This is a genomic window from Pseudomonas sp. JAI111 (assembly GCF_024809425.1).
Lineage (GTDB): Bacteria > Pseudomonadota > Gammaproteobacteria > Pseudomonadales > Pseudomonadaceae > Aquipseudomonas.
In genome coordinates this window covers 319,675-338,271 of record NZ_JANUCB010000003.1, presented here as the reverse complement: position 1 = coordinate 338,271, position 18,597 = coordinate 319,675, and the positions used below count along the sequence as shown (strand labels likewise).

The 18,597-nt window shown below is 59.2% G+C and carries 18 protein-coding genes; 13 read left to right on the top strand and 5 right to left on the bottom strand.

Annotated features, from left to right (window positions below; genetic code table 11):
• Positions 1–112 precede the first annotated feature (112 nt).
• From HNR03_RS12465 to HNR03_RS12430, 8 genes are all read left to right on the top strand, one after another.
• Positions 113–433 (top strand): gamma-glutamyl-gamma-aminobutyrate hydrolase family protein, encoded by a 321-nt coding sequence (locus tag HNR03_RS12465; RefSeq protein ID WP_222588912.1) that lies wholly within the window; start codon positions 113–115, stop codon positions 431–433.
• Between the two features lie 81 nt (positions 434–514).
• Positions 515–1,873 carry a glutamine synthetase family protein gene (locus HNR03_RS12460; RefSeq protein ID WP_222588911.1) on the top strand — a complete coding sequence of 453 codons (1,359 nt, stop codon included), beginning with the start codon at positions 515–517 and terminating at the stop codon, positions 1,871–1,873.
• 58 nt (positions 1,874–1,931) lie between these two features.
• A complete protein-coding gene (locus HNR03_RS12455; RefSeq protein WP_222588910.1) occupies positions 1,932–3,296 on the top strand; it encodes an aspartate aminotransferase family protein in 1,365 nt (454 codons plus the stop codon).
• A gap of 169 nt (positions 3,297–3,465) precedes the next feature.
• Positions 3,466–4,578 carry a polyamine ABC transporter substrate-binding protein gene (locus HNR03_RS12450; protein ID WP_222588909.1) on the top strand — a complete coding sequence of 371 codons (1,113 nt, stop codon included), beginning with the start codon at positions 3,466–3,468 and terminating at the stop codon, positions 4,576–4,578.
• 188 nt (positions 4,579–4,766) lie between these two features.
• Complete coding sequence (locus HNR03_RS12445) at positions 4,767–5,864, top strand: polyamine ABC transporter substrate-binding protein (RefSeq protein ID WP_222588908.1); 1,098 nt, start codon at positions 4,767–4,769, stop codon at positions 5,862–5,864.
• Between the two features lie 69 nt (positions 5,865–5,933).
• Entirely contained in the window at positions 5,934–7,076 is a 1,143-nt protein-coding gene (locus tag HNR03_RS12440; protein ID WP_208670983.1) for an ABC transporter ATP-binding protein, read from the top strand.
• Positions 7,077–7,111: 35 nt separating this feature from the next.
• Positions 7,112–7,993 (top strand): ABC transporter permease subunit, encoded by an 882-nt coding sequence (locus HNR03_RS12435; protein WP_259154165.1) that lies wholly within the window; start codon positions 7,112–7,114, stop codon positions 7,991–7,993.
• Positions 7,990–8,880 carry an ABC transporter permease subunit gene (locus tag HNR03_RS12430; RefSeq protein WP_090178391.1) on the top strand — a complete coding sequence of 297 codons (891 nt, stop codon included), beginning with the start codon at positions 7,990–7,992 and terminating at the stop codon, positions 8,878–8,880. Before HNR03_RS12435 ends, HNR03_RS12430 begins: the two co-directional genes overlap by 4 nt.
• A gap of 131 nt (positions 8,881–9,011) precedes the next feature.
• Here the strand turns inward: HNR03_RS12430 and HNR03_RS12425 are convergent, their stop codons facing one another.
• Positions 9,012–9,653, bottom strand: a complete 642-nt coding sequence (locus tag HNR03_RS12425) for an HD domain-containing protein (protein WP_222588906.1) — start codon at positions 9,651–9,653, stop codon at positions 9,012–9,014.
• Between the two features lie 315 nt (positions 9,654–9,968).
• Between HNR03_RS12425 and HNR03_RS12420 the strand changes: the two genes are divergently transcribed.
• Complete coding sequence (locus tag HNR03_RS12420; protein WP_259153852.1) at positions 9,969–10,934, top strand: GlxA family transcriptional regulator; 966 nt, start codon at positions 9,969–9,971, stop codon at positions 10,932–10,934.
• A gap of 118 nt (positions 10,935–11,052) precedes the next feature.
• Here HNR03_RS12420 and HNR03_RS12415 read toward each other — a convergent pair whose 3' ends face one another.
• Both HNR03_RS12415 and HNR03_RS12410 read right to left on the bottom strand, forming a co-directional pair.
• Positions 11,053–13,464 (bottom strand): penicillin acylase family protein, encoded by a 2,412-nt coding sequence (locus HNR03_RS12415; RefSeq protein ID WP_259153849.1) that lies wholly within the window; start codon positions 13,462–13,464, stop codon positions 11,053–11,055.
• 101 nt (positions 13,465–13,565) lie between these two features.
• Complete coding sequence (locus tag HNR03_RS12410) at positions 13,566–14,144, bottom strand: DUF6436 domain-containing protein (protein ID WP_259153847.1); 579 nt, start codon at positions 14,142–14,144, stop codon at positions 13,566–13,568.
• Positions 14,145–14,240: 96 nt separating this feature from the next.
• Between HNR03_RS12410 and HNR03_RS12405 the strand changes: the two genes are divergently transcribed.
• The gene (locus tag HNR03_RS12405; protein WP_259153845.1) at positions 14,241–15,188 is read left to right on the top strand and encodes an alpha/beta hydrolase; all 948 of its coding nucleotides are present in this window, start codon (positions 14,241–14,243) and stop codon (positions 15,186–15,188) included.
• A 108-nt stretch (positions 15,189–15,296) separates the two neighbouring features.
• On the opposite strand, the gene HNR03_RS12400 is transcribed toward HNR03_RS12405, so the two are convergent.
• A complete protein-coding gene (locus tag HNR03_RS12400; RefSeq protein ID WP_222588901.1) occupies positions 15,297–16,049 on the bottom strand; it encodes a DUF2059 domain-containing protein in 753 nt (250 codons plus the stop codon).
• Positions 16,050–16,172: 123 nt separating this feature from the next.
• Here HNR03_RS12400 and HNR03_RS12395 point away from each other — a divergent pair, with 123 nt between their 5' ends.
• Together HNR03_RS12395 and HNR03_RS12390 are read left to right on the top strand one after the other, a co-directional pair.
• Entirely contained in the window at positions 16,173–16,805 is a 633-nt protein-coding gene (locus HNR03_RS12395; protein WP_222588900.1) for a 2OG-Fe(II) oxygenase, read from the top strand.
• A 2-nt stretch (positions 16,806–16,807) separates the two neighbouring features.
• Positions 16,808–17,293: a DUF523 domain-containing protein gene (locus tag HNR03_RS12390; protein WP_259153844.1), complete on the top strand. Its 486-nt coding sequence runs from the start codon at positions 16,808–16,810 to the stop codon at positions 17,291–17,293.
• Between the two features lie 142 nt (positions 17,294–17,435).
• On the opposite strand, the gene HNR03_RS12385 is transcribed toward HNR03_RS12390, so the two are convergent.
• Entirely contained in the window at positions 17,436–18,023 is a 588-nt protein-coding gene (locus HNR03_RS12385) for a transporter substrate-binding domain-containing protein (RefSeq protein WP_259153841.1), read from the bottom strand.
• A 136-nt stretch (positions 18,024–18,159) separates the two neighbouring features.
• Here HNR03_RS12385 and HNR03_RS12380 point away from each other — a divergent pair, with 136 nt between their 5' ends.
• Positions 18,160–18,585 carry a DUF4399 domain-containing protein gene (locus tag HNR03_RS12380; RefSeq protein ID WP_259153840.1) on the top strand — a complete coding sequence of 142 codons (426 nt, stop codon included), beginning with the start codon at positions 18,160–18,162 and terminating at the stop codon, positions 18,583–18,585.
• The last annotated feature ends 12 nt before the right edge of the window (positions 18,586–18,597 follow it).

The following is an 18,597-nucleotide window of genomic DNA, read 5'->3' as shown; positions in this document are numbered from 1 at the left end:
GGCCGCAGGCTTGAGCGGGCCGTGTTGTATTTTTTACGGGGGTGTTGTGTAAAAAAATGAACAAGGCTAAGCTCGAATCAAACCCATAACAGCAATAATACCGGGGTGTTTCATGTCTCGCCTGCCGTTAATCGGCGTCGCCATCTGCTCTAGGCAGATCGGTCTGCATGCTTATCACATCAGTGGCGACACTTGCGCCCATGCCGTGGCCTCAGCGGCCCCGGGCTTTCCGGCAATCCTCCCGATGCTGATCGATGACGTATCCCCGTCCGATATTCTGGACAGGCGCGATGACACCCCCATTACGGTTACTTCATTCAATATAGAACCGATTCACAATAGCGGCTCGGCGATTGCGCAGGGCACCGCTCGTGATTCTGCACGCCTGGCATTTGCCGAGCGGTCCGAAAAAAAACACGATAGCTTGTCGTAGACACCCGTTTCAACGCGACGCCCATGCGTCAAACATCGCCTGACTTGCGAGAGTCAGGAAACTCAAAGCCTAGAGGCATTTATGAGTCACAACCTCGACCAGCTCACCGATTGGTTGAAAGACCACAAGATCACAGAAGTCGAATGCATGATCGCCGATCTGACCGGGATCACCCGGGGCAAGATTTCGCCGACCAACAAGTTCATCGCCGAAAAAGGCATGCGTCTGCCCGAGAGCGTTCTGTTGCAGACCGTGACCGGCGACTACGTCGAAGACGACATCTATTACGAACTGCTCGATCCGGCCGACATCGACATGATCTGCCGCCCGGATGCCAACGCCGTGTTCATGGTGCCGTGGGCCATCGAGCCGACCGCCCAGGTGATCCACGACACCTATGACAAGCAAGGCAACCCGATCGAGCTGTCGCCGCGCAACGTGCTCAAAAAGGTGCTCAAACTCTATGCCGACAGAGGCTGGCAGCCGATCGTGGCGCCGGAAATGGAGTTCTACCTGACCAAGCGCAGTGACGATCCGGACTACCCGCTGCAACCGCCGATTGGCCGTTCCGGTCGCCCGGAAACCGGTCGTCAATCGTTCTCCATTGAAGCGGCGAACGAATTTGATCCGCTGTTCGAAGACGTCTACGACTGGTGCGAATTGCAGGAGCTGGACCTCGATACGCTGATCCACGAAGACGGCACGGCGCAGATGGAAATCAACTTCCGTCACGGCGACGCCCTGTCCCTGGCCGACCAGATCCTGGTGTTCAAGCGCACGATGCGTGAAGCCGCGCTCAAGCACGACGTTGCCGCCACGTTCATGGCCAAGCCCATGACCGGCGAGCCGGGCAGCGCCATGCACTTGCACCAGAGCATCATCGACATCGAGACCGGCAAGAACGTTTTCTCCAATGAAGACGGGACCATGAGCCAACTGTTCCTGCACCACATCGGTGGCCTGCAGAAACTCATCCCCGAGCTGTTGCCGCTGTTCGCGCCAAACGTCAATTCGTTCCGCCGCTTCCTGCCGGACACCTCGGCGCCGGTGAACGTGGAATGGGGCGAAGAGAACCGTACCGTGGGCCTGCGGGTTCCGGATGCCGGGCCGCAAAACCGTCGGGTGGAAAACCGCCTGCCGGGCGCCGATGCCAACCCGTACCTGGCGATTGCCGCGAGCCTGCTCTGCGGTTACATCGGCATGGTCGAAGGCCTGGAGCCGAGTGCGCCGGTGGTAGGTCGTGGCTATGAACGCCGCAACCTGCGCCTGCCACTGACCATCGAAGACGCGCTGGAACGCATGGAAAACAGCGCGACCGTCGAGAAATACCTGGGCAAGAAATTCATCACTGGCTACGTCGCGGTCAAGCGGGCCGAGCATGAAAACTTCAAGCGCGTGATCAGCTCCTGGGAGCGGGAATTCCTGCTCTTCGCCGTCTGATGCGCCGGGCGCCGTGCTGTCGACGGCGCTTTCACCTGATTTTTTTTAGGAGATTCGTATGACCAGCAACAATCCACAAACCCGTGAATGGCAGGCCCTGAGCAACGATCACCACCTGGCCCCGTTCAGCGACTTCAAGCAGTTGAAAGAGAAAGGCCCGCGCATCATCACCAACGCCAAAGGGGTTTACCTCTGGGACAGCGAAGGCAACAAGATCCTCGACGGCATGGCAGGCCTGTGGTGTGTCGCCATCGGCTACGGTCGCGATGAACTGGCGGACGCTGCCAGCAAACAGATGCGCGAACTGCCTTACTACAACCTGTTCTTCCAGACCGCTCACCCGCCGGTGCTGGAACTGGCCAAGGCCATCGCCGACATCGCGCCGGAAGGCATGAACCACGTGTTCTTCACCGGTTCCGGCTCCGAAGGCAACGACACCATGCTGCGTATGGTTCGTCACTACTGGGCGATCAAGGGCCAGCCGAAGAAGAAAGTCATCATCAGCCGCAAGAACGGTTATCACGGTTCCACCGTGGCCGGCGCGAGCCTGGGTGGCATGACCTACATGCACGAACAAGGCGACTTGCCGATCCCGGGCATCGTCCATATCGCCCAGCCTTACTGGTTCGCTGAAGGCGGCGACATGACACCGGAAGAGTTCGGTGTGTGGGCAGCCAACCAGTTGGAAGAAAAAATTCTCGAGATCGGCGTCGACAACGTCGGTGCCTTTATTGCCGAGCCGATCCAGGGTGCCGGCGGCGTGATCATTCCGCCTGACACCTACTGGCCGCGCATCAAGGAAATCCTCGCCAAGTACGACATTCTGTTCGTGGCTGACGAAGTGATCTGTGGTTTTGGCCGCACCGGTGAGTGGTTCGGTACCGATTTCTACGACCTCAAGCCCGACATGATGACCATCGCCAAAGGCCTGACGTCCGGCTACATCCCAATGGGTGGCCTGATCGTGCGTGACGAAGTGGTCGCGGTGCTCAATGAAGGCGGCGATTTCAACCACGGTTTCACTTATTCGGGGCACCCGGTGGCCGCTGCGGTCGCACTGGAAAACATCCGCATTCTGCGCGAAGAAAAAATTATCGAGCGCGTTCATGCTGAAACGGCACCCTATTTGCAAAAGCGTCTACGGGAACTGAACGATCACCCGTTGGTGGGAGAAGTGCGTGGAGTGGGCTTGTTGGGGGCCATCGAGCTGGTTCAGGACAAAGCCACGCGCAAGCGTTACGAAGGCAAGGGCGTCGGCATGATTTGCCGTCAGTTCTGCTTCGACAACGGCCTGATCATGCGCGCCGTGGGCGACACCATGATCATTGCTCCACCGCTGGTGATTACACCGGCAGAAATCGATGAGTTGGTGACCAAGGCACGCAAGTGCCTGGACCTGACCCTGAGTGCGTTGCAGGGCTAAGTGCTAGGCTCTGAGCGGAACACATGAAACTTTCGCTCAGAGCAGTCTTGAAGGGCGGGCTTTCCTTGAAAGACCGCCTCGGATCTTGCCAGACTAGTCGCGGTTCCAGTTGTCCGGGTTCGGCCGCTGAACAAAGTGGTTCAAAAAAGAAAAATTTGGAGCATTACGAATGAAGGCATTAGGCAAAAAGTTTGCTGGCAAGACTCTCCTCGCCATGTCCCTGATGGGCATGATGGCGGGCGCGGTGCAGGCGGACGACAAGGTCCTGCACGTATACAACTGGTCCGACTATATTGCACCGGACACCATCGCGAACTTTGAAAAAGAGTCCGGGATCAAGGTGGTGTACGACGTTTTTGACAGCAACGAAACTCTGGAAGCCAAGTTGCTGGCAGGCAAGTCCGGTTACGACATCGTCGTACCGTCGAACAACTTCCTGGCCAAGCAGATCAAGGCCGGCGTTTACCAGAAGCTGGACAAGTCCAAACTGCCTAACTGGAAGAACCTGAACCCTGACCTGCTCAAAGCGGTATCGGTGAGCGACCCGGGCAACGAACACGCCTTCCCTTACATGTGGGGTTCGATCGGTATCGGCTTCAACGCCGAGAAGGTCAAGGCTGCATTGGGTGCCGATGCTCCAACCAACTCCTGGGACCTGATCTTCAAGCCTGAAAACGCCGCCAAACTGAAGTCTTGCGGTATCAGCCTGCTGGATTCGCCAACCGAGATGATCCCGGCAGCGCTGCACTACCTGGGCCTGCCAACCGACACCCAGAAGAAAGAAGACATCGACAAGGCTGAAGCGCTGCTGCTGAAAGTCCGTCCTTCGATCGCTTACTTCCACTCCTCCAAGTACATCTCCGACCTGGCCAACGGCAACATTTGCGTCGCAGTCGGTTATTCGGGTGACGTCTATCAGGCCAAGTCCCGTGCCGCCGAAGCCGGTGACAAGGTGAAAGTCAGCTACAACATTCCGAAAGAAGGTGCAGGCAGCTTCTACGACATGGTCGCCATCCCTAAAGATGCCGAAAACGTCGAAGGCGCCTACAAGTTCATGACCTACCTGCAGAAGCCGGAAGTCATGGCTGCGATCACCAACGCCGTGCGCTTCCCGAACGGTAACGCCGCCGCCACCGCACTGGTCAATAAAGACATCACCAGCGACCCGGGTATCTACCCGCCGGCGGACGTGCAGGCCAAGCTGTACGCGATTGCCGACTTGCCGGCCGCGACCCAGCGGATCCTGACGCGCAGCTGGACCAAGATCAAATCGGGTAAATAAGCCGGTTTGAGGCAATAACCTGCTGTCGTCGCCTGCGCGGTGACGGCAGCAGGTGTAATTAAATGACAGAAAGTTTTGCTGGAACGGTTTTTCGAGGGTAAGTTGCGCGCCGGTTTTGTTGCTGGGCAGCCATGACTGTCATGTAACGCGGGGCAACTTGGGCCCAACTAATTTTAGAGGACCTCCACTTGCCTGTTTTTTCTTTGTTGCGCAATGCCGTGCTGGTCGGCGCCGGACTGACACTGGCTGTCAGCGTCCAGGCCGCAAGTACCGTGCATATTTATAATTGGTCGGACTACATCGGTTCGACGACCCTGGCCGACTTCCAGAAAGAATCCGGCATCAAGCCGGTTTATGACGTTTTCGACTCTAACGAAACCCTGGAAGGCAAGTTGCTGGCCGGGCGCACTGGTTACGACGTGGTCGTGCCGTCCAATCACTTCCTTGGCAAGCAGATCAAGGCTGGCGCGTTCCAGAAGCTCGACAAGTCGAAGCTGAGCAACTATGCCAATCTCGACCCGGTGCTGCTCAAGCGTCTTGAGCAAAACGATCCGGGTAACCAATACGCCGTACCGTACCTTTGGGGCACCAACGGCATCGGTTACAACGTCGACAAGATCAAGGCGGTATTGGGCGTCGACAAGATCGATTCCTGGAGTGCGGTGTTCGAACCGGAAAACATCAAGAAGCTGCAAAGCTGTGGCGTGGCGTTCCTCGACTCCGCCGATGAAATGATGCCCACGGTCCTCAACTACATGGGCCTCAACGCCAACAGCACCAACCCCGAAGACTACAAGAAGGCCGAAGCCAAGTTGCTGGCGGTGCGGCCTTACGTGACGTACTTCCACTCGTCCAAGTACATCGCGGACCTGGCCAATGGCGATATCTGCATCGCGATCGGTTTTTCCGGTGACATGTTTCAGGCCAAGGCCCGGGCGACTGAGGCCGGCAAAGGCATGAACATCGCCTACTCCATTCCCAAAGAGGGCGGCGCGCTCTGGTTCGACATGCTGGCGATCCCCAAGGATGCGGCCAACGTCAAGGAAGCCCACGCCTTCATCAACTACTTGTTGAAACCCGAGGTGATCGCACAGGTCAGTGATTCTGTTGGCTATGCGAACCCCAACCCCGGCTCGGACAAATTGATGGAACAGTCCATCCGCACTGACGAGTCGGTTTATCCACCGCAAGCAATCCTCGACAAGACCTACGTGTCAGTCGAGTTACCACCAAACATTCAACGTTTGATGACCCGCAGCTGGACCAAGGTCAAGTCGGGTAAATAGCTGCAAGGCTCAAATTATCCAAGGTTGGCTCACCTTGAGCGAACTGCAAATTTGTTGGGAGTTTCGTAAATGGCAGTTGCCTCCGGCGCCTATAAGAAAGCCCTCGAGGGCGACCAGACACCTAAACAGGTGTTGGTCAAAATCGACCGGGTCACGAAGAAGTTCGACGAGACGATTGCCGTGGACGATGTGTCCCTGGAAATCAAGAAAGGCGAGATTTTCGCCCTGCTCGGCGGTTCGGGATCGGGCAAATCCACGTTGCTGCGCATGCTCGCAGGCTTCGAACGGCCTACGGAGGGGCGTATTTTCCTCGATGGCGTAGACATCACCGACATGCCGCCCTACGAGCGGCCGATCAACATGATGTTTCAGTCCTATGCGTTGTTCCCGCACATGACCGTGGCGCAGAACATCGCCTTCGGCCTCAAGCAGGACAAAATCCCCGCCGCTGAAGTCGATGCCCGTGTCGCGGACATGCTCAAGCTGGTTCAGATGACGCAATACGCCAAGCGCAAGCCGCACCAGCTGTCCGGTGGCCAGCGTCAGCGTGTCGCCCTGGCGCGCTCCCTGGCCAAGCGTCCGAAGCTGTTGCTGCTCGACGAACCTATGGGCGCACTGGACAAGAAACTGCGTTCGCAAATGCAGCTCGAACTGGTCGAGATCATCGAGCGCGTCGGCGTAACCTGCGTCATGGTGACCCACGACCAGGAAGAGGCCATGACCATGGCCGAGCGCATCGCGATCATGCACCTGGGCTGGATCGCGCAGATCGGCAGCCCGATCGACATCTACGAAACCCCGACCAGCCGCCTGGTCTGTGAATTCATCGGCAACGTCAACATCTTCGACGGTGAAGTGATCGACGACGCCGAAGGCCACGCGACCATCACTTGCAAGGACCTGGATCGCCAGATCTACGTCGGCCACGGCATCAGCACCTCGGTGCAGGACAAATCCGTGACCTACGCGATCCGTCCGGAAAAACTGCTGGTGACGCCGACCATGCCGACTTGCGAATACAACTGGTCCAGCGGCAAGGTGCACGACATCGCCTACCTCGGTGGCCACTCGGTGTTCTACGTCGAACTGCCGAGCGGCAAGATCGTCCAGTCTTTCGTCGCCAACGCCGAGCGCCGTGGCCAGCGCCCAACCTGGGGTGACCAGGTTTACGTGTATTGGGAAGACGATAGCGGCGTGGTACTTCGCTCATGAACATGCGCAAATTGAAACGCCGTTTCAATCGAATAATTCCCGGTGGCCGTCAGATGGTCATCGGGGTTCCATTCATCTGGCTGTTCATGTTCTTCATGCTGCCGTTCTTCATCGTCCTGAAGATCAGCTTCGCCGAAGCCGACGTAGCCATTCCGCCGTATACCGAAATCTACAGCTATGCCGAACAGAAGCTGCAGTTGCTGCTCAACTTGAGCAACTACGCGATGCTGGCCGGCGACGAGTTGTACATCGCCGCTTACCTTGGCTCGTTGAAGATGGCGCTGATCAGCACCGTCCTCTGTTTGCTGATCGGCTACCCGATGGCCTACGCCATCGCCAGTGCCCGTAAAGAGCTGCAAACGGTGCTGGTGCTGCTGATCATGATGCCGACCTGGACCGCGATCCTGATCCGCGTCTATGCGTGGATGGGCATCCTCAGCAACAACGGTCTGCTTAATGGTTTCCTGATGAGCATGGGCTGGATCAACGAACCACTGCAGATCCTCAACACCAACCTTGCGGTGTACATCGGCGTCGTTTATTCGTACCTGCCATTCATGATCCTGCCGCTCTACGCCAACCTCGTGAAACACGATGCCAGCTTGCTGGAAGCCGCGTCGGACCTGGGTTCGAGTACGTTCAACAGCTTCTGGAAAATCACCATTCCGCTGTCCAAGAACGGCATCGTCGCCGGTTGCATGCTGGTGTTCATTCCGGTCGTGGGTGAGTTCGTGATCCCGGAACTGCTGGGCGGTCCGGAAACCCTGATGATCGGTAAAGTGCTCTGGCAAGAGTTCTTCAATAACCGTGACTGGCCTGTGGCGTCTGCCCTGGCGGTGGTGATGCTGGCGATCCTGATTGTGCCGATCATCCTGTTCAACCGTAGTCAGGCCAAAGAAATGGAGGGCAAAGAATGAAGCGCTTTCGTTTCTCAAGCTTGATGCTGGTGTTGGGTCTGCTGTTCATCTACGCACCGATGCTGATCCTGGTGATCTACTCGTTCAACGCCTCCAAACTGGTAACGGTATGGGGCGGCTGGTCGATCAAGTGGTACGTCGGCTTGATGGACAACACCCAGCTGATGGGCTCGGTGGTGCGCTCGCTGGAAATCGCCTGCTACACGGCGGTAGCAGCGGTGGTGCTGGGTACCTTGGCGGCGTTTGTCCTGACGCGAATCACTCGCTTCAAGGGTCGCACGCTGTTCGGTGGACTGGTGACAGCGCCATTGGTGATGCCCGAAGTGATCACCGGTCTGTCGCTGTTGCTGTTGTTTGTGGCCATGGCGCAGATGATCGGTTGGCCGCAGGAACGCGGCATCGTCACCATCTGGATCGCCCACACTACATTCTGTGCGGCGTATGTAGCGGTGGTGGTATCGGCGCGCTTGCGTGAGCTGGACCTGTCCATCGAAGAAGCGGCCATGGACCTCGGTGCGCGGCCGTGGAAGGTGTTCTTCCTGATCACCATCCCGATGATCGCGCCATCCCTGGGCGCCGGCGGCATGATGTCTTTTGCCCTGTCGCTGGATGACCTGGTGTTGGCCAGCTTCGTGTCGGGCCCTGGCTCGACGACCTTGCCGATGGAAGTGTTCTCGGCGGTGCGCCTGGGCGTGAAACCCGAGATCAACGCCGTGGCCAGCCTGATTCTGTTGGCGGTTTCGCTGATGACGTTCCTGGTCTGGTTCTTCAGCCGCCGTGCCGAAGAAAGTCGCAAGCGTGCAATCCAGCAAGCGATCGAAGAAGGCGCTGCCGACTCCTGGAAACAACCGGACGTGCGTCGCGCCCCGGCACCGGAAGCGGCATAAAGGTTGGCCACAATTACGTGGCCAACCCGATCCAATGTGGGAGCGAGCCTGCTCGCGATAGCGGTCTATCAGTCAACATCTTTGTCGACTGACATGGCCTCATCGCGAGCAAGCTCGCTCCCACATTTGTTTTAGGAAACCCAAGGGGATTTGCGGATGATCTCGACGAAGTTCATCGGCTTGAACCCCGGCTCGCTGTCCACCAGCACGTCGGCATTCACGGTGCCGAACGTGGTGTCCGGTTTGTGCTTGAAGCCGTTGGCGAACGCACACAGGATGCATTCCTTGAAACCCTCTCCCCGTGGATGCGCATGCACCACCGCCTCACGCTGTGCAGTGGGGAACGCCGCGTAATCGATGCCCAACACGTCCATCTCGACGCCGGCAGTCACCAGCGCAACGTTAGGCCGCAAGTGCTGCGGCACGCCCGGTGTCGTGTGCAGCGCGATCGACAGCCACACCTGCTCGATATCGTCGTCGGACAAACCATACGGCTTGAGAAATGCCTTGGCGGCGTTGGCGCTGTCGACTTCGAAACGCTCGTCGTCAGTGCGATGGCCTTCCACCAGGCCCAGGTCATGGAACATCGCGCCGACGTACAACAACTCCGGATCGTAGGCCAATTGCTTGCGCTCGCCGCTCAAGGCGCCGAACAGAAACACCCGGCGTGAATGGTGGTAAAGCAGGTCAGGCTCTGCGTCGCGAATGTATTCAGTGGTGGCCCTGGCTAAGGCGCTGTCGGGGATTTGGATACCGGCGATGGTGCTGCTCATAGGTGCTTTCCTCGTGGGGAACGCCGTGGCGGCGCTGATGGAACAAGTCTGTTCCGGGCCCCCGGACCGGACAATCGATCCATGGCTGCGATCCCGGCCAATGAGCATGCATATCGCGCCAACCTCGCTTGTTGCGCGCGGATTGGCTAGGGTTGCAGGGTAATTGCGGTCCCTGTGGGAGCGAGCCTGCTCGCGATTTCGGTTGATCGTTCAACATAGCTGTCGACTGATCAGGCCTCTTCGCGAGCAGGCTCGCTCCCACAGGTTTTGTGTTTGCCGTCATTGCGGCATCCACCCTTGAGGGCGTTTCCTGCCATGAGTAAAACCGTTGCCATCGTGGTGTTCGCGGGCGTCCAGTCGCTGGACGTCACCGGTCCCATGGATGTGTTTAGCGAGGCCAATCGCTTCCTTGAGCCGCAAGACCATTACCGGTTGGAGGTGATCGGTGTCGAGCACGGAGTGATGCCGTGTTCCAACGGTCTGTCGCTCAATGCCCATCGACATTTCAGCGAGGCGCTGGAAGCTTATGACTTGCTGCTGGTAGCCGGCGGCCCGCAGTTACCGTTCACGAATTTCGGTGTGGCGTTCGATGCCTGGTTGCGCGATGCGTGTGGGGCTGCGCGGCGCTTTGGTTCGATCTGCAACGGTGCGTTCATGCTTGCCCGCGCCGGGTTGCTTGAGGGGCGAACCGTCACCACGCATTGGAATGATGCCCCAGCATTGGCCGCGTTATGCCCGTCGACGCAGGTGGACGCCGATCGGCTGTACGTGCAGGACGGCGAGCTTTACACCTCGGCCGGGGTCACGGCCGGGATCGACTTGTCGTTGTATCTGCTGGCTCAAGACTACGGACCGGAAGTGGCCTTGAGCGTGGCCAAACGCCTGGTGGTGTTTACCCAGCGTTCGGGCGGGCAATCGCAGTTCAGCCCGTTTCTCACGCCGCACGCCGAGCCGACCTCGGCGGTGGCGCTGGTTCAGCTTTACGTGCTGGCCAACCTCACTGGCGACCTGACCATCGCCGACCTGGCAAACGCGGCCAACATGAGCGCCCGCAACTTTTCCAGGGTGTTCGCCAAGGAAGCGAAAGTCACCCCGGCGGAATTCGTCGAGCGGGCGAGGGTGGATGCGGCGCGGGTGCTGCTTGAAAGCACCCGCTCACCGCTGAAAACCGTGGCGTACCAATGCGGATTTCGCGACGCCCAGCACATGCGCAGCGTGTTCAATCGCAGGCTTGGGGTGACGCCGCAGCAGTTCAGGCAGAATTTTGCGGCGATGGTTTGAGCAGGTATTTGCGTTGTTCTTGAGTCCCTCATCGCGAGCAAGCCCGCTCCCACAGTTGCAACGCAATCCCTGTGGGAGCGGGCTTGCCCGCGAAGGCGTCAGCCCAGCCAACAAAAATCTAAGGTGCCGCCCGCGCCGGCAAAAACTTCAACGTACTGCGCGTATTGGCCGTGACTTCTTCTTCATTGAAATGCGCCTGGTAATAAATCCCTTCGACATACGCCTCGGCCTGATCCTCATAATGGCTGTCGAACGGTACGCCGCTCTGGCCGACCGGGTTGATGGTCAGGCTGTGGGCCGGATCGGCAAAGTCGACCAGGCGCCGTGTTGACGGTCCGTACGTCACTGGCCATGGCGCCGGTCCGATCTTGGCGGAGAGGTTGTTCGGCACTTCGTGGGTGCCGGGCGCTGCGAACGGGCCGACGTTGAAAATCCGCTCCAGCGGCTTTTGCGTTCCCAGCGGATGGCCATGCGTCAGGGTGTGCGCCTTGCCCCACTGCCATTGCGTGAAGTCAGGGCCCAGGACGGTCTTGAGATGGGCGATGCTCGCCTGCCACGCGACCTTGACCGTGTCGGCACGGGTTTCCTTGCCGAGGGTGTTGCGGTTGTCCCACCACGGTGAATCGGGGTTGGCCGCCAGCCGCGGCAACGCGGCATCAATCACTCGGGTCGAGAGCAGGGTTTCAAAAAAATCGTTGCCCAGTTCATCGTGCATCGTCGCGTCGGCCAGATTGAACAGGAACTGGTTGAACAGCGTGGCGCTGGTGGACTCCAGCGGGTAATCGCCTTGCCACCGGGCCAGTTGCTCGACCAGTTTGAGTTCGGCCGGATCGCTCACCACTTCACGCAGTACCGGCAACAGCGGCGCCAGCAATCGAGGGCCATAGGCGGTGGTGGTGCCCAGTTGCAGTTTCTGGTTGGCGTCGTTGTCCCACTTCACGTTCTTGTCGCCAAGCTGGCGATTGAGTTGCTGGCCGCGATCGGCGAGGTTGTAGTAACCGGGAATCTCCATGCCGGTCGGCGACACAGGCTGGAAGTTGGCCGAAACGATATAGCCACGCGCCGGGTTCTCTTCCTGGGGGTTGGTGCTGAACGGGTAGAAACCTTCCTTGTCCGCCTGACTGGTGCTGCCGTCGAGAATGAACCCGGGCTTCACTCCGGCCGCACGCTTGGGCAGCAGCGCCGAGGCCCACCAGCCAATATCGCCCTTGGCGTTGGCATAGACGATGTTCAACCCCGGCGCCTGAACCTTGGCCGCTGCGGCGCGCGCCTTGGCCAGGGTGTCGGCGCGGTTGAGCTGGTAGAAGCCGTCGAGGATCGGATTGGGTGTTTCAAGGAACGCCCACCACATGGCGATCGGTGTCTTGCCAGCGGCAGTGCCGAGCACGTCATTGATGATCGGGCCGTGGGGTGACTGGCGCAGTGTCAGCGTGACCGGTGCCTGGCCTTTCACCGCGATCTGTTGCTCGGTATTGACCATGTCCACCCAATTGCCGCGATACCAGACCTGGTTCGGGTTGTCCGGGTTGATCTTCTCGGCGATCAGGTCGAGGTCATCGTTCTGGAACATGGTCAGGCTCCAGCCGAAATCCAGGTTGTGGCCGAGAAAGGCGAATGGCACCAGCGCCTGATGATGACCGTATAGCTCAAAGCCCGGTGCCGACAATTGCGCTTCGTACCACGCCGACGGCACCGAGAAGCGAATGTGCGGATCCCCGGCCAGCAGCGGTTTGCCGCTTTTGCTTCGGTTGCCGGAAATCACCCAGGCGTTACTGCCTTCGAATTGCGGCAAGCCGTTCTCGGCCAATGCCTGTTCACTCAGGCGGGCGAGGGCGTTCAGGTCTTTCCAGTCATTGGCGGCAAGCGCGGGGGCGGCAGCTGGGCGGGTCTTGGCCAGCACGCCTTTGGGCTGCCAGTCGAGGTCAAAAATGTTCAGGTACTCGGCGCCCAGTTGATCGCGCACGTAGGTCAGCAACGGTTCGGTGCGAAACGCTGCGGCAAAGCTGTACGCCATGTAGCCGGCAACACTGATGCTGTCTTGCGCCGTAAAAGGACGCTTGTGGATGCCCAGCACGTCGAACTCGATGGGCGCCGCGTGAGTGTCCTGATATTGATTGATGCCATCCAGATAGGCTTCCAGCGCCTTCCACGCCGGTGACTGACGATCCAGGGCGGCCACATAGCTTTCGGCGCGTTCACGAATGCGCAGGCTGCGGAACAGTTTGTCGGTGTCCAGCAGTTTCGGGCCGAGCACTTCGGCCAGTTCGCCCCGGGCGAGGCGGCGCATGGCTTCCATCTGGAACAACCGGTCCTGGGCCTGCACGTAGCCGAGGGTGCGGTAAAGATCGGTTTCGTTTTCGGCACGGATGTGCGGCACGCCGCGCTCGTCGTAGCGCACCGTCACCGAACCTTGCAGGCGTTGAAGTTCCACTTGGCCCTGGCGCGTCGGCTGCTTGATGTACACGTACCCGCCAACCCCGATGACGAGCGTGACGATCAGCAATACAAGTACGGTCAGGACGCGTTTCATGGAGACTCCTTGTTCTTCGGGATTGCCGCCGTCGTGGGCTGCAACATGTAGCACAGACCTCCTGTGCCGGGCATCGCGGTCCTGGAAAAGTCAGGAATGCCTTACTTCACATCCGCTTGCCAAGGGCAGTAGCAGCCGACGGCCAGCGTATGGGTCGCGCCTACCGTGCGACCTTCGCTCAGTGCTTGCAGAATGGGTTCGATAAAGCTGTTGTTCGAATTGCAGGTCAGGCCTTCGCTGTACGGGCCGAAATACGCCAGTTTGCCGCTGCGGTCCCAGATCGCCACCGCAGGGCTGGCGGGGATCTGTTCGGAACCCGGGAGTACGGTGATGGTTTTCAGGCGGCTCAGGGTGCTGGGCAACTGACCATGGCTGCCGGGCTTTTGTACCGAATAAAACTCGACGCCGCGCGACGCATACTGCTCAACCAGTTCGGTCAGGTGTTGCTGGTTGCCGACATTGCACGGGCAGGCAGGATCCCAAAAATGCACCAGGCGGATGGGGCCGGGGCCGGCGAGTTCGTCGGGCAGGCGCAGTGGATCGCCTGAAAACACGGCGGTGTGTGAACTGAACGCGCGCAGGTAGCGACCCTGAAACCAGTCATACGCAGCCCACAACACGCCAGCACACACGAGGGCGAGCAGGCTGGCAAGCAGTGTGGTGCGATAGGCCGGACGCATGGGTTTCAATCCTCGAAGGTCGGCTAGCTTGCCATGCTTGCCGCGACAGATGAATATCGCAGGCCCATAAAGTCTGTTTAGCGTCTGGAATCGTACATGCCTGCCACTTTCGACCCCGATCATCTGCGCGCCAGCTTGCGGCCATTGGCCGAGTGGCAGCCGCTTTCGGCAGAAGCCCTGGCGTACCAGCGGTTTTACGGGCTGGAATTCGCCGGGCGAACGCTGCGTCGCGGGCTGGGGCGCTTCGAGGTCGATGGCTATCAAGTGGTCAGCCAGGTCTGGTGGCCCGAGCAAGCGAAGGCGACGCTGTTTCTGTTCCACGGCTTCTACGATCACACCGGACTCTATCGGCATGTGATCGAGTGGGCACTGGATCAAGGCTTTGCGGTGATTGCCTGCGACTTGCCCGGCCATGGTTTGTCCAGTGGCGAGCGAGCCAGCATCAAGGATTTCGCCGAGTATCAGCACACCCTGCAAGGGTTGTTCGCCGATGCCGTGGCCCTTGATTTACCGCAACCGTGGCATTTGTGCGGGCAAAGTACCGGCGGGGCGATCGTGATCGATCATGTGCTGAATCAGGGGGCGAGCAGCCCGGCCCAGGGGCAGTTGATTTTGCTCTCGCCACTGGTTCGGCCGCGTGCCTGGGGCTGGTCGCAGCTCAGCTATTACCTGCTCAAACCCTTCGTCAAAGCGATCGCCCGACGCTTCAGCGAGAACTCCAACGACCCTGACTTCTTGCCGTTCCTGCAAGCCGATCCGTTGCAGCCGTTAAGACTGCCGACTGCCTGGGTCGGCGCACTGGCGCGGTGGATCAAACGCATCGAGGCCGCACCAAACAGTTCGCGACGTCCATTGATCGTGCAGGGGCAATCGGACATGACGGTGGACTGGGAGCATAACCTTGAGGTGTTGAAGGCCAAGTTCGATCGGCCGCAGGTGCTGATGCTGCCGCAGGCGCGGCATCATCTGGCGAATGAGACGCTGGCGTTGCGGGAGGAGTATTTCGGGTTTTTGACGAAGCGGATCAAGGGGCGAAATATTTAGCGACTGTCAGGGCCTCATCGCGAGCAAGCTCGCTCCCACAGTTGTCCGGCGAACATGACCTTGTGGGAGCGAGCTTGCTCGCGATAGCGATTTATCAGGCGCCGAAGATTACTGGGAAAGACTCGAAGTCTCCTGCCCCACCGCCAGCCCTGCCCGAATCGCCGCCAACGCTGCCTGATAATAAGCCTTGCCCTCGGCGGACTCGGCGAACGTGGCGAACTCTTCCAGTTCTTCATCCGACAGATCGCGATAGACATACAACAGCGTGTTGTTCAGGTCCGCGCCGATCTGGTCCATCAAGCGCTGGCGCTGACCATTGAGCATGCCTTGCGCCTGACCATTGCCGAGCAAACCGGGAATCATCGAGCTGAGGCTGTCCGCCGCAACGCCGGCGATCGCCAGGCTGACCTCGGCACCAGCTTCGCGGGCGGGCAGGGCCTGGGCCAGATGGCCGATGATCAGTGTACGGCTGTCACTGGCTTGAATCTTGGGTAACCCCTTGGCATTTTTCGCCAGCTGATCGCGGCGGGTCGCCAGCAGTTCGGCGGCGACGATTTTTTTGCCCAAGGGGGATTGAAAGAAGGTCAGTGCGGGTTTCGGGTCGGTGAGGCTTTTGCGCAATTGTGCTTCGGCGCGTTGATCCACAGCCTGAGGAGCGAAACGCTGATTGCTGTTGTTGACCAGGGCCTGAAACACCGCCGGTGGCAGGCTGTTCTGGTAGCGCTGCTGCGCCGCCGAGAGCGCGTCGTTGAAATGCGCGCGCTGATCTGGCCAACCGGCGACCTTGTACAACTGGTCGTGGCCGTCTGCCCATGCGGGCAAAACACAGAGTATCAGCAGTGAAAAAAGCAAACGGCGCATAGGGACTCCTGTCAGCAGGCGACTATTCTCCGTGCGGCTTTCGTACTTGTCGAGAATTCGTATCAGTAATCCGACAAATCCTCCGCTGCGCGGCTCTGTCGGATTTGCAGGCACAGGAATACTATGCGCGCCATGCAAATATCCTCTGATCACCCGCTGCTGTTACGTATCGTCGACGACCTGGCCGAACGCGGCTGGTCGCAGCAGAATATCTTCCTGCCTCTGGATCTGACCCGAGTGTTGGCGGCTGAGTGCCATAAACGTGCAGCCGAAGGCGAATTGGCCCCGGCGGCCGTCGGGCGCGGGCCGACGTCGGAGATTCGCGAGGGGATTCGCGGCGACCATATTCAATGGCTTGAACCCGGTGAGAATGAGGCTTGCGACCGTTATCTGAGCTTGATGGACAGTCTGCGCGAGGCGATGAATCGCGGGTTGTTCCTGGGACTGGAAGACTTCGAAAGCCATTTCGCGCTGTACCCGCCCGGCGCCTTCTACCTCAAGCATGTCGACCGTTTCCGCGATGACGATCGGCGCATGGTGTCAGCGGTGATCTACCTCAATGACGCCTGGTTGCCCGAGCACGGTGGCCAGTTGCGCATGTACCTGGAGGGAGGCGTCGAGCACGATGTGGTGCCCACCGGCGGATGCCTGGTGGTGTTTCTGTCGGGCGAGGTGCCCCATGAAGTCCTGCCCGCGACCCGGGATCGCCTGTCATTGACGGGCTGGTTCCGGCGCCGTGGTAACGAGCCGTTCTGAGCATGCAGAAAATTCTGGTAAGCCGCTGCCTGTTGGGCCACCGCGTACGTTACGACGGCGGGGCGAGCGGGCCGTTTGATCAGCTTCAACAGTGGCTCGACGAAGGTCGCGTCGTGCCGTTGTGCCCGGAAGTCGCGGGAGGCTTGCCGACCCCCAGAGCGGCAGCGGAAATCCCCGGCGGGCAGGGCGCTGAAGTGCTCGATGGCCATGCGTCGGTGATCACGACCGCGGGCGAGGATGTCAGTGCGGCGTTTCTATCCGGGGCTTATCAGGCGCTGGAGCTGGTGCAAAAGCACGGCATCCGCATCGCGGTGCTCAAGGCCAACAGCCCGTCCTGCGGGAATCTGTTCACGTATGACGGGACGTTCAGCGGCGTGAAAGTCAGTGGCGAAGGGGTGACGGCAGCGTTGCTCAAGCGTCATGGCGTTCAAGTCTTCAGTGAGTTGGAGCTGCCCGAAGCGGCGGCAGCGTTAGCCACACAAGACTAACGGACCCACACAAAACCCCTGTAGGAGCTGTCGAGTGAAACGAGGCTGCGATCTTTAGATCTTGTTTTTAAAAGGCAAAATCAAAAGATCGCAGCCTCGTTTCACTCGACAGCTCCTACAAGGTTACTCATCAGCCCTGAGGTCAGGGTTTGGGCGCCACATTCGTATCCGCACCAAACCATTTCTGCTCCAGCTTCTGCAGTCGCCCATCCGTCTTGATCCGCTGCAAGGCGTTTTCCAGGCTGGCGTGGAACGCCGGGTTACCCTTCTGAAACGGAATCGCCAGGCTCACCGCCGGGGCGGCTTTGGGCTTTTCTTCCGTCAGCGACTGCACCAGCAGGATTGAACGCGGTGTGTCGTCTTTCTGCGCGATCAATTGCGCATGGGTGCGAATGTAAGGTTCGGTGAAGTCGAAACGATCCTTCAAATCCGGGGTCATTTCTATGTGGTTGATGGCGATGTCGTACTTGCCGGTTTCAACGCCGGACAACAGGTCGCTGGAGTCAGTCACGACGAAGTCGGTTCGCACATCCAGCTCGCTGGCCAGTAGTTGGCCCAGTTCGACTTCGAAGCCCGTGAGTTTGCCGTCGTCCTTGAAATTGAACGGCGGTGTATTAGCCTCAAGGGCAATGCGCAGTTCGCCACGGTCGTTTACATCGTCAATCAGTTCGGCATGAGCCAAAGGGCTCAAGAGGGGTAGCAGGCAGATCAGGCCAGGCAAAAAGCGCATGGTCACTCCTTTGAATACATTTATTGCGATGCTCTGAGTCAGGCTCGCTTTGCTATGGTTGTCGAGTGCCTTCGACAACAAATGGCCGTGAAGTTGTCATGGCCACGCCGATTTTACGGAAAAACTGGAGAAGAGAATGAAAACGTTTATGTCACGAGCAGCATTGGCTGGCCTGTTGATGGGTGTGTCGGTGCTGGCCAGCGCTGCGACTCCGGCGCCGAAAGGTGCGGAAGTGTTCATCGTATCTCCCGAAGACGGCGCCACTGTCCCGGAAAACTTCACCGTCAAATTCGGTGTCAAGGATGTCTCGCTGGCTCCGGCCGGTGATGTGACCAAGAACACCGGTCACCACCATCTGCTGATCGATGTCGACAAAATGCCTGCCGCCGGCGCGCCGATTCCGAATGATGCCAACCACATGCACTTCGGCAAGGCGCAGACCCAGGCTGAAATCAAATTGGCCCCGGGCAAGCACACCTTGCAGCTGGAGTTGGGCGACAGCGGCCACATGCCGTTCGATCCGCCAATCGTGTCGAAGAAAATCACCGTCAACGTTAAGTGACAGTGTAGCGCC

What these genes read in the sequence shown, in the direction of transcription:
- HNR03_RS12465 (WP_222588912.1), top strand. Translation starts at nt 113, where the DNA reads ATGTCTCGCCTGCCGTTAATCGGCGTCGCCATCTGCTCTAGGCAGATC.
- HNR03_RS12460 (WP_222588911.1), top strand. Translation starts at nt 515, where the DNA reads ATGAGTCACAACCTCGACCAGCTCACCGATTGGTTGAAAGACCACAAG.
- HNR03_RS12455 (WP_222588910.1), top strand. Translation starts at nt 1,932, where the DNA reads ATGACCAGCAACAATCCACAAACCCGTGAATGGCAGGCCCTGAGCAAC.
- HNR03_RS12450 (WP_222588909.1), top strand. Translation starts at nt 3,466, where the DNA reads ATGAAGGCATTAGGCAAAAAGTTTGCTGGCAAGACTCTCCTCGCCATG.
- HNR03_RS12440 (WP_208670983.1), top strand. Translation starts at nt 5,934, where the DNA reads ATGGCAGTTGCCTCCGGCGCCTATAAGAAAGCCCTCGAGGGCGACCAG.
- HNR03_RS12430 (WP_090178391.1), top strand. Translation starts at nt 7,990, where the DNA reads ATGAAGCGCTTTCGTTTCTCAAGCTTGATGCTGGTGTTGGGTCTGCTG.
- HNR03_RS12425 (WP_222588906.1), bottom strand. Translation starts at nt 9,653, where the DNA reads ATGAGCAGCACCATCGCCGGTATCCAAATCCCCGACAGCGCCTTAGCC.
- HNR03_RS12420 (WP_259153852.1), top strand. Translation starts at nt 9,969, where the DNA reads ATGAGTAAAACCGTTGCCATCGTGGTGTTCGCGGGCGTCCAGTCGCTG.
- HNR03_RS12415 (WP_259153849.1), bottom strand. Translation starts at nt 13,464, where the DNA reads ATGAAACGCGTCCTGACCGTACTTGTATTGCTGATCGTCACGCTCGTC.
- HNR03_RS12410 (WP_259153847.1), bottom strand. Translation starts at nt 14,144, where the DNA reads ATGCGTCCGGCCTATCGCACCACACTGCTTGCCAGCCTGCTCGCCCTC.
- HNR03_RS12405 (WP_259153845.1), top strand. Translation starts at nt 14,241, where the DNA reads ATGCCTGCCACTTTCGACCCCGATCATCTGCGCGCCAGCTTGCGGCCA.
- HNR03_RS12400 (WP_222588901.1), bottom strand. Translation starts at nt 16,049, where the DNA reads ATGCGCCGTTTGCTTTTTTCACTGCTGATACTCTGTGTTTTGCCCGCA.
- HNR03_RS12395 (WP_222588900.1), top strand. Translation starts at nt 16,173, where the DNA reads ATGCGCGCCATGCAAATATCCTCTGATCACCCGCTGCTGTTACGTATC.
- HNR03_RS12390 (WP_259153844.1), top strand. Translation starts at nt 16,808, where the DNA reads ATGCAGAAAATTCTGGTAAGCCGCTGCCTGTTGGGCCACCGCGTACGT.
- HNR03_RS12385 (WP_259153841.1), bottom strand. Translation starts at nt 18,023, where the DNA reads ATGCGCTTTTTGCCTGGCCTGATCTGCCTGCTACCCCTCTTGAGCCCT.
- HNR03_RS12380 (WP_259153840.1), top strand. Translation starts at nt 18,160, where the DNA reads ATGAAAACGTTTATGTCACGAGCAGCATTGGCTGGCCTGTTGATGGGT.